The 17,037-nt window shown below is 42.5% G+C and carries 15 protein-coding genes; 2 read left to right on the top strand and 13 right to left on the bottom strand.

Features of this window, described 5'->3' with window-relative positions; genetic code table 11:
* Nucleotides 1-166 precede the first annotated feature (166 nt).
* Complete coding sequence (gene mnmC, locus Xentx_RS01730; protein ID WP_074018543.1) at nucleotides 167-2,215, top strand: bifunctional tRNA (5-methylaminomethyl-2-thiouridine)(34)-methyltransferase MnmC2/FAD-dependent 5-carboxymethylaminomethyl-2-thiouridine(34) oxidoreductase MnmC1; 2,049 nt, start codon at nucleotides 167-169, stop codon at nucleotides 2,213-2,215.
* A gap of 97 nt (nucleotides 2,216-2,312) precedes the next feature.
* Here the strand turns inward: mnmC and Xentx_RS01725 are convergent, their stop codons facing one another.
* From Xentx_RS01725 to hutI, 13 genes are all read right to left on the bottom strand, one after another.
* Nucleotides 2,313-2,846 (bottom strand): GNAT family N-acetyltransferase, encoded by a 534-nt coding sequence (locus tag Xentx_RS01725; protein ID WP_074018542.1) that lies wholly within the window; start codon nucleotides 2,844-2,846, stop codon nucleotides 2,313-2,315.
* Nucleotides 2,847-2,851: 5 nt separating this feature from the next.
* Nucleotides 2,852-3,394, bottom strand: a complete 543-nt coding sequence (locus tag Xentx_RS01720; RefSeq protein ID WP_244149803.1) for a hypothetical protein — start codon at nucleotides 3,392-3,394, stop codon at nucleotides 2,852-2,854.
* A 650-nt stretch (nucleotides 3,395-4,044) separates the two neighbouring features.
* On the bottom strand, nucleotides 4,045-4,320 hold the full coding sequence (locus tag Xentx_RS01715; protein WP_074018541.1) for a YfcL family protein: 276 nt from the start codon (nucleotides 4,318-4,320) through the stop codon (nucleotides 4,045-4,047).
* 22 nt (nucleotides 4,321-4,342) lie between these two features.
* Complete coding sequence (locus Xentx_RS01710) at nucleotides 4,343-4,894, bottom strand: elongation factor P hydroxylase (RefSeq protein ID WP_074018540.1); 552 nt, start codon at nucleotides 4,892-4,894, stop codon at nucleotides 4,343-4,345.
* A 21-nt stretch (nucleotides 4,895-4,915) separates the two neighbouring features.
* Entirely contained in the window at nucleotides 4,916-5,716 is an 801-nt protein-coding gene (locus Xentx_RS01705) for a sulfite exporter TauE/SafE family protein (protein WP_074018539.1), read from the bottom strand.
* 86 nt (nucleotides 5,717-5,802) lie between these two features.
* Entirely contained in the window at nucleotides 5,803-6,888 is a 1,086-nt protein-coding gene (aroC, locus tag Xentx_RS01700) for a chorismate synthase (RefSeq protein ID WP_074018538.1), read from the bottom strand.
* Between the two features lie 212 nt (nucleotides 6,889-7,100).
* Nucleotides 7,101-8,036, bottom strand: a complete 936-nt coding sequence (prmB, locus tag Xentx_RS01695; RefSeq protein ID WP_074018537.1) for a 50S ribosomal protein L3 N(5)-glutamine methyltransferase — start codon at nucleotides 8,034-8,036, stop codon at nucleotides 7,101-7,103.
* A 137-nt stretch (nucleotides 8,037-8,173) separates the two neighbouring features.
* Nucleotides 8,174-9,538: an amino acid permease gene (locus Xentx_RS01690; protein ID WP_074018536.1), complete on the bottom strand. Its 1,365-nt coding sequence runs from the start codon at nucleotides 9,536-9,538 to the stop codon at nucleotides 8,174-8,176.
* A gap of 92 nt (nucleotides 9,539-9,630) precedes the next feature.
* Entirely contained in the window at nucleotides 9,631-11,163 is a 1,533-nt protein-coding gene (hutH, locus tag Xentx_RS01685; RefSeq protein ID WP_074018535.1) for a histidine ammonia-lyase, read from the bottom strand.
* Between the two features lie 14 nt (nucleotides 11,164-11,177).
* The gene (gene hutU / locus Xentx_RS01680; protein WP_074018534.1) at nucleotides 11,178-12,872 is read right to left on the bottom strand and encodes a urocanate hydratase; all 1,695 of its coding nucleotides are present in this window, start codon (nucleotides 12,870-12,872) and stop codon (nucleotides 11,178-11,180) included.
* Nucleotides 12,873-13,174: 302 nt separating this feature from the next.
* Complete coding sequence (hutC, locus tag Xentx_RS01675; RefSeq protein WP_415843302.1) at nucleotides 13,175-13,906, bottom strand: histidine utilization repressor; 732 nt, start codon at nucleotides 13,904-13,906, stop codon at nucleotides 13,175-13,177.
* Nucleotides 13,907-13,938: 32 nt separating this feature from the next.
* Nucleotides 13,939-14,898: a formimidoylglutamase gene (gene hutG / locus Xentx_RS01670; RefSeq protein ID WP_074018532.1), complete on the bottom strand. Its 960-nt coding sequence runs from the start codon at nucleotides 14,896-14,898 to the stop codon at nucleotides 13,939-13,941.
* A gap of 18 nt (nucleotides 14,899-14,916) precedes the next feature.
* Nucleotides 14,917-16,185 carry an imidazolonepropionase gene (hutI, locus tag Xentx_RS01665; protein ID WP_074018531.1) on the bottom strand — a complete coding sequence of 423 codons (1,269 nt, stop codon included), beginning with the start codon at nucleotides 16,183-16,185 and terminating at the stop codon, nucleotides 14,917-14,919.
* Nucleotides 16,186-16,367: 182 nt separating this feature from the next.
* Here hutI and smrB point away from each other — a divergent pair, with 182 nt between their 5' ends.
* A complete protein-coding gene (gene smrB / locus Xentx_RS01660) occupies nucleotides 16,368-16,910 on the top strand; it encodes an endonuclease SmrB (RefSeq protein WP_074018530.1) in 543 nt (180 codons plus the stop codon).
* The last annotated feature ends 127 nt before the right edge of the window (nucleotides 16,911-17,037 follow it).

Below are 17,037 nucleotides of genomic sequence, written 5' to 3'. Positions count from 1 at the left end.
CACCCGCACTTTAGCGTACGCTTGTACGCCGAACAAGTCCGATCAGGTTAAAAATTCAAGGAAAAATTGATCTGGACTCAACTCTGAATCTTTACCATGGGTGGTGCAACTAAATGAAGACCGTTAAAATCCACATATTATTGTTACCAACAGTACAGGCATTATTGTGAAAAGCAGCGCTATCAACAACGCAACCCTAAGCTGGAATGAGCAGGGCACTCCCATTTCAGAGCATTTTGATGATGTTTATTTTTCAAATCAAGATGGCTTGGAAGAAACGTTATATGTATTTTTGCAAGGCAATCATTTTCCTCAACGTTTTAATATACATTCCCGTTCAGAATGCGTTATTGCAGAAACTGGATTCGGTACAGGATTGAATTTTCTGACACTTTGGCGATCTTTCTCTCATTTTAGACAACAATATCCTGAAGCTGCATTAAAACGACTGCATTATATCAGTTTTGAAAAGTATCCATTAAAACCAACTGACCTGAAAACAGCACACCAACGTTGGCCAGAACTTAAGGAATTTTCTGCCCAATTATACCAACAATGGCCCTTACCACTGGCTGGCTGCCATAGATTGATTCTGGATAATGGCGCTATTACCTTGGATCTTTGGTTTGGCGATGTAAATGATCTATTACCGAAGATAACTTCAAGCCTGACCAGGAAAGTTGATGCTTGGTTCTTAGATGGTTTTGCACCAGCAAAAAATCCACAAATGTGGAGTGAACAGTTGTTCGCTGCAATGGCAAGATTTTGTCGTCCTGAAGGTACTTTTGCAACCTTTACCTCTGCCGGAATAGTCCGCCGAGGGTTACAAGCAGCAGGCTTTGATGTCACTAAGGTTAAAGGATTTCGACGTAAAAGAGAGATGCTAACTGGTACTTTATCTCCATTAAGTAACCCACTTCCCTTACCTTATATACCATGGTTTTCTCGCAAAGCCGCTACCTGTACCGATGACATTGCCATCATCGGTGGTGGTATTGCCAGCACACTAACCGCACTTGCTCTACTGCGCCGTGGCGCCAAAGTTACGCTATATTGCCAGGATGCTCAACCTGCCCAAAATGCGTCCGGCAATCAACAAGGGGTTCTTTATCCTTTACTAAATGGTAATGACGATCCATTAGAACGCTTCTTTACATCAGCATTTACTTTTGCCCGCCGTCAGTACGATCAGTTAATTGACGAAAATATATCGTTCGATCATCAATGGTGTAGCGTCAGCCAATTAGCTTATGACGAAAAAAGCGCGAATAAAATAAGCAAAATGCTACGGACAACATGGCCAGAAGAAATTGCACTCGGTATGAACCGCAATCAATTAAGCCATATAAGTGGATTAGATGTGAATTATGATGGCATTCACTATCCACAAGGAGGATGGTTATACCCCGCGCAACTAACTCAAGCAGTGATTAAACTGGCTGAACAACATGGAATGCAGGTTTATTTTAATCATAAAGTAATTGAGCTCATCCAAAGTGAAAACGGCTGGCAATTGCAGATTGAACACAAAGAAAACCTGCAATGCAAGGATCACAAGGTTGTCGTTATTGCCAATGGTCACTGTCTGCCACAATTTGAACAGACTAAAAAACTCCCTGTAACCGCTGTTCGTGGTCAAGTTAGCCATATTCCAACTACAGATAACCTAAGCCAATTGAAAAGTGTACTGTGCTACGATGGCTACATGACTCCCGTTAATCCTAATAACCAATATCACTGTATCGGTGCCAGTTATCAACGCAATCAGTTAGATACACTGTACTCTTCTATCGAGCAACAAGAAAACCTAGATCGTTTACTAAAATGTTTCCCTGATGTTGATTGGCCACAAGAAGTTGACATTTCAGAAGAGAAGTCTCGTCAGGGTATCCGGTGTGTCATTCGGGATCATATGCCAATGGTCGGGAATGTTCCTGTTTTCAGTGAACTTATTGATAAATATGCAAATTTATCTCTGCTAATAAACGCTAATAAAATCATTGAAGAATCTCCTTGTTACCCAGACTTATTTGTTCTTGGTGCGTTGGGTTCACGTGGATTATGTTCTGCTCCTTTAAGTGCAGAATTATTGTCTAGCCAAATTTTTGGGGAACCTCTACCGCTTGATGATGAAACATTAGCGGCTTTACACCCAAATCGCTTTTGGGTTAGGAAGCTATTACGTGGCAAAGTAGTAAGAACAGAAAAACCTTAGAGTGGTTTATTCTGTTGCATCAGGTATGGAGACAATCATGCCTGGTGCCTCCCACAGTCTTTATTCCCAAAGCTGACATTACTTCAAATTCAGTATGTTATTTAGGTATGGTGGTCATAGTAAGTAAACGTCTCATTGCACAACGTTGTTCTTCAGCAAATCCATAATCAATTTCACTTTGTAGTATTTGCTGCAATGACTCAGAAAGTTGCTGCAACTCTAAGATCTCAAACCCCAATTTATGGTAGAAGGGTGCGTTCCAATTAACATAACGAAAAGTTGTTAATGTCACAGCGTTAAGATGGCGTTGTTCAGCAACCTGAATTACTTTTTCAATCAATGCCCTTCCGATACCTTTTCTCTGCCAATTTTCATGCACAGAAAGCTCCATAATATGTAATCCATCATCTAATGGCTTAGCTAAAATAAAGCCAATAGGCCAAGAGTCTTCGTTAAGGGCAACCCAGCTATTACCTTGCATAATATAGTCCAAATGTTGCTGCTCAGTTTGCACATGACCATCAGCTATCCAAGCCAGTTCAGGTATAAATCTAAATAATCTCGCAGCAGAATGTTCTACCGCGGGTAAATGAGTTACATCTGATTTTTGTGTTAAGCGAATAGAAGGCATTGTGTTCAAATTATAAACCTCATTGCTGCAATAATGACACCAGAAAAACCAAACATCATTGTGACCATCCATTTGGTTTGAGCAACTATTTTATTGGATAGTTCCTCATTTACAGTTGATATTCTCTGATGTATAGATAAGATATCACCTCGTATAGAGGATATTTCACTACGTATAGAAGATATATCACTACGTACAGCTACCATATCCTTCTGCAAGATCGATACGTCATTACGCATAGAGACTATTTCATTTCTCAGCAACGACATATCACTGCGCACAGATGATATCTCTTTATAAATCAGAGAATTAACAATTTCAATATCCGTTTTTGTTGCATAATTTGATTTTATGACAGCAACATCCATTTTTATTTGAGCAACATCTGATTCCAGATTTTCAACTCTTTTTTCCAGTGTTATATTCATCAACTTTTTCTCAGCAAATTTTAATATGTTATAATTTATCGATTCAGGTAATAAAAGTATTTTGCTATTTTCAGCATGATCTCTGTAACCACTTTGAACAAATCTGCTTTCCAGTTCCATGTCACTATCTCCTGAAATATCCTTTTCTAATTTTGACTTCCTAAGAGGAATTAATCTGTTTTTTAACATGAACTCTTATTGATTTTCTACTTAGAGATCTTTCCCTATTTCAGTTAGTTAATTAAGTAAAAATCACTTTATTTCCCTGTATATCACTACCTAAAATTTACCATCACTATTTATTTTAATCATCAGTCGTTCTATTAATAACAGGATTATTTAAAAGCAATGATAAATAATCATATCTCTGCTCGTTAAAACCTAACCATATTTATATATCATTTTAACGCAACATAAAAAAATCTCCTTAGATAATAGTAATAAATAGAATTTCATTATTTTATACACCATTTATCTTTAATTCCATTTAATATATGGAAATCCTAATTATTTTAATATAAACAATTAAAAACAACGTCATTTCTGCAAAGAGTACTTAAAACTATATCTGGAATGAATTTAACAACCAGATTACTGTACTTTATATTTACTACAAAAAGGTCAATAAAGATTTAATTATCACTATTTATTCTCATTATTGAGAAGCACTACGAGTTTTTTTGTAATTGAAGATAGAGAGTTACTCAATCCGAGCAAAAAATAAAGGGCTATATGAATAGCCCTAAATAAAGTTATTTTATATAAAATAATTAGTCTTTTGCACCATCCAGCAGTTTTTGCCAAGTTGCCAAAACCAAAATCTGATCTGGTGGAGTCAATTCTCCCACTTTAATTGCTTTGTGGATGCTTTCTTCAACACGCTGATGAAGCTGTTCGATAGTGTTTGCACCTTCTTGCTCTAATTCAGCAACAGCTAATGTCAGATGCCCGCGGAGGTAACCACCAGCAAATAATTCATCATCACTGGCCTGTTCAACCATATCATCAATTTGCGCCAGAATACGTGTTTCAAACTCTGCGAGCATTATTTTTTCCTCAAAATCAATTTCAGTTAGCAAAGAGATCTTCCGGATAAGGAAAGTGCTCTGCTTTTAATGGGGGCGTATTGTAGAACGATTGCAGACCTTGAATAAAGCGTGCAGCTCGTGCGGGTATCCCATTTTTAAGGTATTGCATGACTTGCGCATGCACTTTCCGCTGAAAAGCAAGACGATCCGGTTCAAAATCTCCTTCAAGATTGTCACAACTGACATTAAAAGGAAACTCAGCAGCTACACAGAATAACCACTCCAGCGATTGTGGTTTAATCTCCACTTTTTCAAACTTCTCCTGAGTTTGGGCATCACGCCCATCAGGACAATACCAGTAACCAAAATCGATAAGTTTGCGACGTTCTTCACCCGCAATGCACCAATGAGAAATTTCATGTAATCCACTGGCATAAAATCCGTGGGCGAACACTATCCGGTTATAGTTCACTTCATCATCTGCCGGTAGATAAATCGGCTCATCATCACCTTTTATCAAACGGGTGTTGTAGTCATTGCTAAAGCAATTATCAAAAATTTCAATCAGTTGCTGATAATGATGTGCGGTCATGTATTAATGCCAGATCCTAAATCAAAAATAAAATGCCAGCCAAGAACGGACTGTATCTCCGTGGTGATCATAAAGAAGTTTGATGCTCATCAAAAAGGAAATTGTCACCAACAGCGGACGAATGAGTTTTTTCCCTTTGCTCAGTACTAAACTCGCGCCAAATCGCGCACCGATTATTTGTCCTACCAGCATCACAACTCCCGCCAGCCATAAGATCTGCCCACCAAGAACAAAGAATCCTAAGGCTCCGATGTTAGATGCAAAGTTCAGTACTTTGGCATGAGCCGTTGCTTTTGCCAAATTGTAGCCACAAAGCATGACATAAGAGAGTGCGAAAAAAGATCCCGTTCCTGGCCCAAATACACCATCGTAAAAGCCAATACCACATCCGAAAAGACAACCAAATGCAATTGGGCCAAGACGATGTTGCCGATCTTCTGCTCCAATATTCGGTACCAATAGGAAATAAAGGCCGATAATGATCACCAGTACCGGCAATAAATAACGCAGAAAATCCGGTGAGATAAATTGAACCAGCAAAGCTCCCATCATGGCACCAATTATCGTCATGAAGATAGCAAAACGCTGGGAACGCAAATCCACTACACCACGGCGGATAAAATAGAGGCTGGCAGAGAAAGAGCTACCTATAGCCTGTAACTTACTTGTTGCCAACGCCTGGACAGGAGAAACTCCCACCGATAGCAACGCAGGAATGGTCAATAATCCACCACCTCCGGCAATGGAATCGATAAATCCTGCCACCATCGCAACTAAAAAGAGGAAACCGTAAATTTCCGGCCCCAATAATGACCATTCCATTATGCATTTCACCAGAAAATTGCTTGCCTATTCTCATGATACCTTTCAGCACCAACCAAAACGGGTATCAGGAGCCTCTTCCCAGATTACCAGCGCGGAAGTGATGATATCACATCAGCACATTGTGCCCGCTGGCGCAGTAAGTGATCCATCAGTACAATTGCCATCATTGCTTCTGCGATAGGTACGGCACGAATACCAACACAAGGATCGTGGCGGCCGCGAGTTACCATATCCACTTCTTCTCCCTGACGATTGATAGTTCTGCCTGGCACCATAATGCTGGATGTTGGTTTCAAGGCGATATGCGCAATAATTGGCTGACTACTACTAATTCCGCCTAAAATGCCACCAGCATGATTACTGGTAAATCCCTGCGTCGTCATTTCATCGCGGTTTTCGCTGCCACGTAAATTGATAACACCGAAACCCTCACCGATTTCAACACCTTTAACCGCGTTAATGCTCATCAAAGCATGAGCGATGTCTGCATCCAAACGGTCAAAAACCGGTTCACCCAATCCCGCAGGTACGTTTTCGGCAACTACACTAACTTTCGCACCGATGGAATCTCCCTCTTTTTTCAATGCTCGGAGTAACTCATCAAGCTGAGTCAACTTACTTGCATCCGGGCAGAAAAAAGGATTCTGTTCAACAAGATCCCAATCTTTCAATTCACAATGAATATCGCCCATCTGAGTCAGGCAAGCACGAATAAGAATGCCGTGTTTTTCAAGTAGATATTTTTTAGCAATTGCCCCTGCTGCAACGCGCATGGCGGTTTCACGGGCAGATGAACGCCCACCACCACGGTAATCACGTAATCCATATTTCTGTTCGTAGGTATAGTCAGCATGGCCTGGGCGGAAAACATCTTTAATCGCACTGTAATCTTGTGAACGCTGATCGGTATTTTCAATCATCAGGCCAATGCTAGTACCTGTTGTCACTCCGTTAAAAACACCAGAAAGAATGCGGACTTGATCGGGTTCACGACGCTGCGTCGTATAACGGGAAGTTCCCGGACGACGCCGGTCTAAATCGATTTGCAAATCAGCTTCTGTAATAGCAATACCCGGTGGAACACCATCGACAACGCATCCCAATGCGATCCCGTGAGATTCACCAAATGTGGTGACACGAAAAAACTGCCCAATACTATTTCCTGCCATTCCTACCCTGCCATCATTATCTGTACATTTAAAAAGAGCGAATAACAATAACTCACCCAATGATTAAAACCTATCTTATTTCAGTAATTTTATTTGCCTTTTATCCTTAATTTTTCGAGCAACAATATTGCTAGCTGCTACTTGAAATCCACTGGATATAGATACAATTTATATGAAATATCCGTTTTAACCATTGGATGAATGAAAAAATATCAGTCTTTGAATTGCTGGAAATATTCTTGATATTCAACAAGCTGCTGACGAGTCAGCACAAAAACACCATCACCATAATCATGTTCAAATGTCAGCCATTTGAATGGTACTTCAGGGTATTGCTCAATCAGGTGTACCATACTGTTACCTACTTCACATACCAGTATTCCATCTTCTGAAAGGAAATCCGGGGCAGTTGCCAGAATACGACGAACCAAATCCAACCCGTCAATACCTGCAGCCATGGCTAATTCAGGTTCATGATCGTATTCCTGAGGAAAATCACTCATATCTTCTTCATCGACATAAGGAGGATTAGTGACAATGATGTCGTATTTCACCGATGGTATATCATGAAATAGATCTGAACGAATCGGGATTACACGGTGAGAAAGCTTATGATTCTCTATATTTATTTCTGCAACTTCCAAAGCATCTGGAGAAATATCAACAGCATCAACTTCGGCTTCTGGGAAAGCATGAGCACAGGCGATTGCAATACAACCGCTTCCTGTACAAAGATCCAAAATTGTCGATGGCTGACGTGAGATAAGTCCTTCAAAATGGTCTTCAATCACATCTCTAATCAGCGAACGTGGAATCAAAACTCGCTCATCGACATAAAATTCATGACCACAGAACCAAGCTCGATTTATCAAATAAGCAACAGGAACACGTTCATTAATACGACGTAAGACAAGTTCCACGATGCGTTGACGCTCTGTTGATGTCAGGCGTGAAGCCATCATTGAATCAGGGACATCCATAGGCAAACGCAATGAGGGAAGAACTAATTGCAAAGCCTCATCCCACGGATTACATGCAGTATGTCCACAATAAATATCCGATTCGCTAAAACGGCTAGTAGACCAACGCAACATATCTAAAATGGTACGCAGCTCTGCAACAGCCTCATCGACTAAGATCTTATCCAAAAAACACCTCCAAACAACAAAAAAGATATATCAACTCGTTAGTTTGCCATGATCCAGAACACAAATCAGCTCTCTTAACACAGAGTTATCTTAGGATGAAATTGTATTCACAAAATACATAGGCTGGTATGGGAGGGTTAGCCATGACTTGGTTTTTTCACCCATAAATAATAGCTGATAGTCAATAATACTATCCATACTATCCCTACGTATAATGCAATCCGAGTATTTGGGAAATAACCTAATACCGCAATAACAAATGCCATAAAAGCAATGGCCAGAGTCGGTGCAACAGGCCAAAAGGGCACGGGGAATTTAAGCTGTTTAGCCTCTTCTGCCGGCATTTTTCGACGCATGACATATTGTGACAGCAAAATCATCAGCCATACCCACACCGTTGCAAATGTTGCGATGGAAGCAATAATGACGAAAACTTTTTCCGGCAACAGATAATTCAACAAGACGCCCACCAACAAGATCCCAGACATTGCCAGCACCGTCACCCACGGTACTCCGTTTTTAGTCAATTGAGTAAAAGAGGCTGGTGCCTGTTTTTCCTGCGCCATGCCATACATCATCCGTCCGGCACCAAAAATATCACTGTTGATCGCGGAAATTGCCGCGGTAATGACGACAATATTTAAAATATTAGCTGCGGAATCAATTCCCAAACTGGAGAAGATCTGGACAAATGGGCTGCCATTTTGTCCCACTTGATTCCACGGATAAATACACATCAAAACAAACAGCGTAAGGACATAAAACAGTAAGATACGGAACGGAACCGCGTTGATCGCACGTGGGATGGATTTGTCTGGATTTTTAGCTTCACTGGCCGTGATGCCGATAACTTCAATGCCACCAAAGGCAAACATAACGACTGTAAACGAAGCAATCACCCCCGCTATGCCGTTTGGCATAAATCCACCATGTTCCCATAAATTCGACAGGCCGGTGACATGCTCAGCTTCCTGACCAAACCCATACATCATGATGGCAAAACCACCGACAATCATGGCGATAATCGCAGCAACTTTGATGATAGACAGCCAAAACTCCATTTCACCAAATACCTTGACGTTACATAGGTTGATTGCGCCAATAAAAAAGACAATGCCAAGTACCCAAATCCACTGGTCAACATGGGGAAACCAGAGCTTCATATAGATGCCAAATGCGGTGACGTCAGCAAGACAAACAACCAGCATTTCAAAAACGTAAGTCCATCCGGTCAGAAAACCCGCCAATGGCCCTAAGTATTGGGTGGCATAATAGGAGAAAGAACCTGGCGCAGAGCGATGTACCGCCATTTCCCCCAATGCCCGCATAACCATAAAAACGGCTGCACCACCAATGGCATAAGCCAGCAATACCGCAGGTCCTGCGGCTTTAATGGCGCCCGCTGAACCATAGAAAAGACCGGTGCCAATTGCCGAACCCAGTGCCATAAACCGAATGTGGCGAACGCTTAACCCTCGTTTGAGTTGTGAGATGTTTTGCATGATTTATCCTTGTGTCTTTTATTATTAGATTGGAAGAGATAAATACTACGATAAGGCCGGATTTTATCCGGCCTAAGACGATGTGTCTGTACTTATTTTTCTAAGATATTTCCAGCCGGCAACAGAGTAGAAAGTTGCTGCTCGGCCAACAACTGAATTGCGACTTCAATATCCGGTGCGAAAAAGCGGTCTTTATTATAATGTGCAACTTTACCACGCAGAATATGGCGAGCTTTTTCTAATATTGGGCTACTTTTCAAGCCATGACGGAAATCCATGCCCTGGCAAGCTGTCAGCCATTCAATTGCTAAGATCCCTCGCACGTTATCTGCCATCTCCCACAGACGACGGCCTGCGGCGGGTGCCATTGAAACGTGATCTTCCTGATTAGCAGACGTTGGCAGACTATCGACACTGGAAGGATGTGCCAGCGCCTTGTTCTCACTTGCCAGCGCTGCCGCAGTCACCTGTGCAATCATGAAACCGGAGTTAACACCGCTGTTTTCAACTAAGAATGGTGGCAACTGGGACATATTGCTATCCATTAACAAGGCAATGCGACGTTCTGACAATGAACCGATTTCTGCCAAAGCAATAGCCAGATTATCCGACGCCATAGCGACGGGTTCCGCGTGGAAATTACCACCAGAAATCACCTCATCTTCTTCGGTAAATACCAGTGGATTATCAGAGACTGCATTAGCTTCAACCATAATGACATCAGCAGCATGGCGGATTTGGGTTAAACAAGCCCCCATCACTTGTGGCTGACAACGCAATGAATAAGGATCCTGAACTTTCGGGCAGTTTTTATGGGATTCACAAATCTCACTTTGTTCTTTTAATACCAAGCGGTAAAGGGCTGCTACATCAATTTGGCCTTTCTGACCACGCACTTCATGGATACGAGCATCAAAGGGTTTACGGGAGCCAAGAGCGGCTTCAACAGACATGGCGCCACAAACAATCGCTGATGCGAGTAAATCTTCTGCGGCAAATAGCCCTTTTAAGGCAAAAGCTGTAGAAGCCTGCGTACCGTTGAGCAGTGCCAATCCTTCTTTTGCGACAAGACACATCGGCTCAAGTCCTGCTTTTTCCAGTGCCACTTTTGCCGGCAGCCATTCACCACGATAACGGGCTTTCCCTTCTCCCAACAATAACAAGCTCATATGCGCCAAGGGTGCTAAATCACCGGAAGCCCCTACTGAACCTTTGCTTGGAATACAGGGATAAACTTCAGCGTTGACCAAGGCAATCAGTCCCTGAATGACTTCCAGACGAATGCCAGAATAACCACGGGCAAGGCTATTAATTTTCAATACCATAATCAAGCGGACAATTTCATCCGGCAGAGGCTCACCCACTCCCGCAGCATGTGACAACACGATAGAACGCTGCAATTCTTCCAAATCCTGCTCTGCAATACGGGTATTCGCCAGCAAACCAAAACCGGTATTGATACCGTAAGCGGTTTTATTTTCACTGATAATGCGATTCACACAAGCAACACTGCTCTCAATGGCAGGAAAGCACTGTTCGTCCAAATTAATGTGAACAGGATGCTGATAAACATGACGTAATTCTTCAAGCGTCATTTTTCCCGGATGAATAGTAATATTTTTCATTTTAACAACGCTCCTTATTTCGCATCAGTCACTGGCAGGTTTAACATTGGTAGGTTTAGCCCCTGCTCTTTCGCACACTGGATAGCCAATTCATAGCCCGCATCAGCATGACGCATAACTCCCGTTGCCGGATCATTGTGTAATACACGGGCAATGCGCTCCGCAGCTTCATCCGTTCCATCACAAACAATGACCATGCCGGAATGTTGAGAGAATCCCATACCAACGCCACCACCATGGTGCAGGGAAACCCATGTCGCACCACCTGCCGTATTCAGTAAGGCATTCAGCAATGGCCAGTCAGAAACAGCGTCAGAACCATCTTGCATGGATTCAGTTTCACGATTAGGGCTGGCGACAGAGCCGGAATCCAGATGGTCACGGCCAATTACGATTGGTGCAGAAAGTTCCCCTCGGCGAACCATTTCATTGAATGCTAAACCTAATTTGGCACGATCTCCCAATCCTACCCAACAAATACGTGCAGGCAGACCTTGGAAACTAATACGCTCTCTCGCCATATCTAACCAGCGGTGTAAATGGGCATCATTCGGCAACAGTTCTTTTACCTTGGCATCGGTTTTATAAATATCCTCAGGATCACCGGAAAGAGCCGCCCAACGGAAAGGTCCGATGCCACGACAGAACAGAGGGCGAATGTAAGCGGGAACAAATCCAGGAAAATCAAAAGCGTGTTCAATACCCACCTCTTTCGCCATTTGGCGGATATTATTGCCATAATCGAAGGTAGGTATACCCTGTTTCTGGAAGGCCAACATAGCGTCAACATGTGCGGCCATTGAAGCTTTGGCTGCTTGAATTACCACCTCCGGTTCATTTTCAGCACGGTGACAATACTCTTCCCATGTCCAACCGGCTGGCAAATAACCATGTAATGGATCATGGGCGCTGGTTTGGTCTGTCACCATATCAGGACGCACACCACGGCGTACCAGCTCAGGTAAAATCTCTGAAGCATTACCACACAATGCTATCGAGATTGCTTTGCCTTCCTGGGTATAACGTTCAATACGCGCCAAAGCATCATCCAGATCAACGGCCTGCTCATCTACGTATTTGGTACGCAGACGAAAGTCAATGCGACTTTGTTGGCACTCGATGGTTAATGAAGAGGCACCTGCCAATGTCGCAGCCAGTGGCTGGGCACCGCCCATACCACCCAAACCCGCTGTCAATATCCAACGACCAGTCAGATTGCCATTGTAATGTTGACGTCCTGCTTCGACAAAAGTTTCGTAAGTTCCCTGAACAATGCCCTGACTGCCAATATAAATCCAACTACCGGCGGTCATCTGGCCATACATAGCCAACCCTTTTGCATCCAGTTCGTTAAAATGTTCCCATGTCGCCCAGTGTGGCACCAAATTCGAATTAGCAATTAACACACGCGGGGCATTCTCATGGGTTTTGAACACCCCCACAGGCTTACCGGATTGCACCAGCAGGGTTTCGTCATTCTCCAGATCCTTTAAGGTTTCAACGATTTTTTCATAGCATTCCCAGTTTCTGGCTGCACGACCGATGCCACCATACACCACCAATTCACAGGGATTTTCCGCCACATCGGGATCAAGGTTATTCATGAGCATACGAAGTGGTGCTTCGGTTAGCCAACTTTTTGCTGTGAGTTGCGTCCCTCTGGGAGCGCGAATGGTTACGTTGCTGAATTTATTATTTTGCGTCGTCACGGTTTTTTCCTATCTCATCGTTGTGAATTTTGTTAATTGTATAGTTGTATATACATGTACATTCAATAGGCAAAAATGTGACGAAGATAAAGTTAATGATGCGGGTAAAATATTTTTTTGATAAAAATCAAAAAGATGATATTGATTTATTTCGTGATAAACAGGGATATATTTTTGCTGGTTTTGTGTTTAACATCACATTGATTTTACATTATTGTTACAACAATTAATAAAAAACCTCTTCTACCCAAAGGAAAAAAAGAGGTTTTTGCAGCCTAATTTTTGTAGCTCCATTAGGGAACCTATGAACTAAAACGCCCTTTCAATTTATATCGATACCCAGGAAACAATAACCTGGCACTGGAAACAATAAATTCTTTCGACCAGGTTCGCCGGCTGATTAACAAACAGGGCGTATTTGCCTCAATTTGTAATAACCGACAAGAGAGGGCATCTCCCGCCACGGCTTCAACGATATGTTCCCCTTCTGTCAATGGCGCTACCTGGGATAAATAATTGTGGGCAGTTTGCTGACGGAAATCTTGTCGCAAATATTCCGGTGCCGCCTGAACATTAACAAAGCGATCTTCAATCTGCACAGGTACATCATTTTCATAATGTACAATGATGGAATGGTAGAGCGGCGCACCGACTGCAATACTGAATTCCGCAGCCTGAGTCATATTGGCGCTCACTTCGGCGAGTTTCAGCACCTTGCAACTATGTCGGTTAGAGCGGGAGGCAATTTCATCTGCAATACTGTGAATTTCAAATAACGCAGATTGTCCTTTCGGCTCAGAAACAAACGAACCCACGCCTTGCAAACGGAATAAAAAACCTTCTGCCGTTAGCTCCCTCAATGCCCTGTTAGCCGTCATGCGACTACAGTTAAATTGCCTGACCAATTCCGCTTCCGAAGGAACCCGATCATGCGGTTTCCATTCCCCTGTATAGATCTTTTCAATAATCGCTTGTTTGACTTTTGCATACAAAGGCACTGGTTTGGCATATGTATCTGGTAAATCGTCTGTCACTATCCCTTCCTTCTCATTTTTTACTCACCCACCTATTTATTCCACCAGTGCACCAACTGCCATGCAAGGCGAGCCGCCGCTTTCCCCCCCATTCCCTGGATATCATATAAAGGGTTAAGCTCAACTAAATCTACAGCTTGCAATTTTTTGCTCTGACAGACGAGTTGAATTAATGGCAATAAACGCTCCAGCGGAACTCCCAATGCCGCAGGCGCAGAAACGGCTGGCATTTGCCAAATTGGCAGCACATCCAAATCGATAGTCATATAAATGATATCAACCTGATTAATTATATCTTGTAATTGCTGCTGTACCTTATCCAACATAGATTCAACACAGTGGGTATCCCAAATAATGGTGACATCAAGATGATTAGCCTCATCCAGTAATGCCTGGGTATTTGATGCCAAACTGGCGCCAACACAACTGTAATTAAATGGACGCTGATGTTGCTGGCAGTAATGCGCAAGTTGCCGAAATGGGGTTCCTGATGTAGGCTGCGGCGAATTTCTCAGATCCAAGTGAGCATCAAAATTGATGATACCGACACGTTGCTCCGAAAACGCACGGTAAACTCCCATCCCATGAGCAAAAGCCGTTTCATGCCCACCACCAAAAATCAGTGTTTTCATATTATGTTGCTGGCATTCATAGACAGCATCACTGAGCGCCTGCTGTGCCTCACTCAACGCTCCAGGATTAGCACGAATATTTCCTAAATCCACCAACCTATCATGGCCGTCATAACTCGCCAGGTTTGCCAACGATTGGCGCAAATATTCTGACCCCAATTTCGCTCCCGGACGTCCTTGATTAAGTTTAACGCCTTCATCACATTCAAATCCCAATAGCGCAATGTGATGAGGAAATTCTGCCGGTGAGAAACTGGCTGGCTGTTTTATTGTCTGGAACAGGCGTAAGGCATTATTGGCTTCAGCAAGATCATTGCGCCCTTGCCAAATGTTTTCTGATGTTGGATGCCATAAATTCATATTTTTCCCTCACCACCATTAATTAAAGCCATTTAAGTCATCACGATGCGTAATTTCGCCATGATAAACACGATAAACCAACGGGTTATGTCCTAGTTCATATAAAATATCAACTGGATTATGGACATCCCAAACGATAAAATCTGCTATAAAACCTGCCGCTAATTGACCGTGACTATCCGCTCGTCCCAAGGCCTGAGCTGCATAAATGGTCACTCCTTGCCAGGCTTCTTCTGGCGTCAAGCCAAATTGTACACAAGCCATATTCATAATCAGGCGCAAGGAAGCAAAAGGACTCGTACCGGGATTAAAATCTGTTGAAATAGCCATTGGAACACCATATTGGCGCAATAATGCAATAGGAGGACGTTGAGTTTCTCTCAGAAAATAAAATGCCCCCGGCAATAATACTGCCACTGTTCCACTACGGCTGATGGCTTCAATACCCTTTTCATCCAAATGCTCAATATGATCAACGGATAAACCTTGATATTCAGCGACCAGTTCACTTCCTCCCAAATTGGAAAGTTGCTCAACATGACCTTTTACAGGAATATTTAGACGTTTTGCGGTTGCAAAAAGGCGTTTGGTCTGATCCAGAGTGAAACCAACAGTTTCACAAAATACATCTACAGCTTCGAATAACTGTTTTTGCCAAAGAGTAGGCAAGATGGTGTCACAAACTAAATCAATATAGGCATCAGGATTATGTTTATATTCAGGTGGGACAGCATGGGCAGAAAGTAATGTCGGGCTAATTTCGATGGGATTTTTCTGTGCCAATGCCCGCACAACCTTCAATTGTTTTTCTTCATTTGCCAGATCCAACCCATAACCTGATTTCATCTCAATTGTTGTCACCCCTTCGGCCATCAATGCATTGAGACGCTTCTGGGATGCGCTTTCCAACAGTTGAGCTGAACTATTGCGGGTAGCCTTAACTGTGGAATTAATTCCTCCTCCTTTGGCGCTAATTTCTTTATAAGAAACCCCATTCAGGCGCTGTTCCCACTCAGAGGCTCTATTGCCACCAAAAACTAAGTGAGTATGGCAATCGATTAAGCCAGGTGTGATCAGGCGCTGCTCTGCGTCAATGACCTTACATTGGTTGGCTGGTACGCTATCTGTCGGCAAAATCGCTAAGATTTTTTCATCCCGCACAATAAGGTCATGCTGTTCCAACATGCCGTAATGACTTTCACCATCAATGTTTTTAATTGCAGGATTCATTGTGGCAAGTTTGGCATTACGCCATATGACATCAGTGTCTCTTAGTTCAATCGACATTGTACTATCCTGTTATTTTTCTTGTTTGTATCAGATCTCATGTTGTATATACATTTATTTTATAACCAAACATAATTGTCAAATCATTTTGTGAACAATTTGTTACTTAAAATGATAACTGCCAAGAAAAATCACAAAAAATCATGTACACTTACCAAAAGCTGTAAGTAAATGAATGTGTAATGAAGAAGAAATATCAACTAAACTCAGAAGACATCAGTCTATTCAGAACGTCTGTTACAGGAACCCATCGTATTACGCAAGATACGGTTTCCCATCCTCCAAAAAGAAAAAAAATCAACCATGTTGCTCCTGAACGCTTGATGCAAGAGCAAGCTGATGCCAGTTACTATTTTTCCGATGAGTTCCAGCCAAATTTGGATATGGAAGGCCCGACTCGTTACATTCGGGAAGGCGACAGCCATTATGAATTAAAGAAATTGCGCCGTGGAGATTATTCTCCTGAACTTTTTCTGGATTTACATGGGTTAACTCGATTACAGGCCAAACAAGAAATTGGGGCATTAATCGCCGCCTGTCGTCGTGAACATGTCTATTGTGCCTGCGTTATGCATGGACACGGTAAACACATTCTCAAACAACAAACCCCGCTATGGCTTGCCCAACATCCTGATATTATTGCTTTCCATCAAGCCCCCAAAGAGTGGGGAGGGAACGCTGCGTTACTCGTTTTGGTGGAAATGGATGAGTTTACGCGGCGCTAATTTGGTTTTTATATTTAATTAAATTGCCTAGGGCGTGTTGATGTTTTGTGAGGGATTATTAGACAGCATGATGATTTGGTATAATTACTTTCGCCAAAAAACAACCAGACCTCACCATCATGCCGCG

It is taken from the genome of Xenorhabdus thuongxuanensis (assembly GCF_001908095.1).
In the GTDB taxonomy this organism is placed as follows: domain Bacteria; phylum Pseudomonadota; class Gammaproteobacteria; order Enterobacterales; family Enterobacteriaceae; genus Xenorhabdus; species Xenorhabdus thuongxuanensis.
This window is presented reverse-complemented; position numbering and strand designations above follow the sequence as displayed.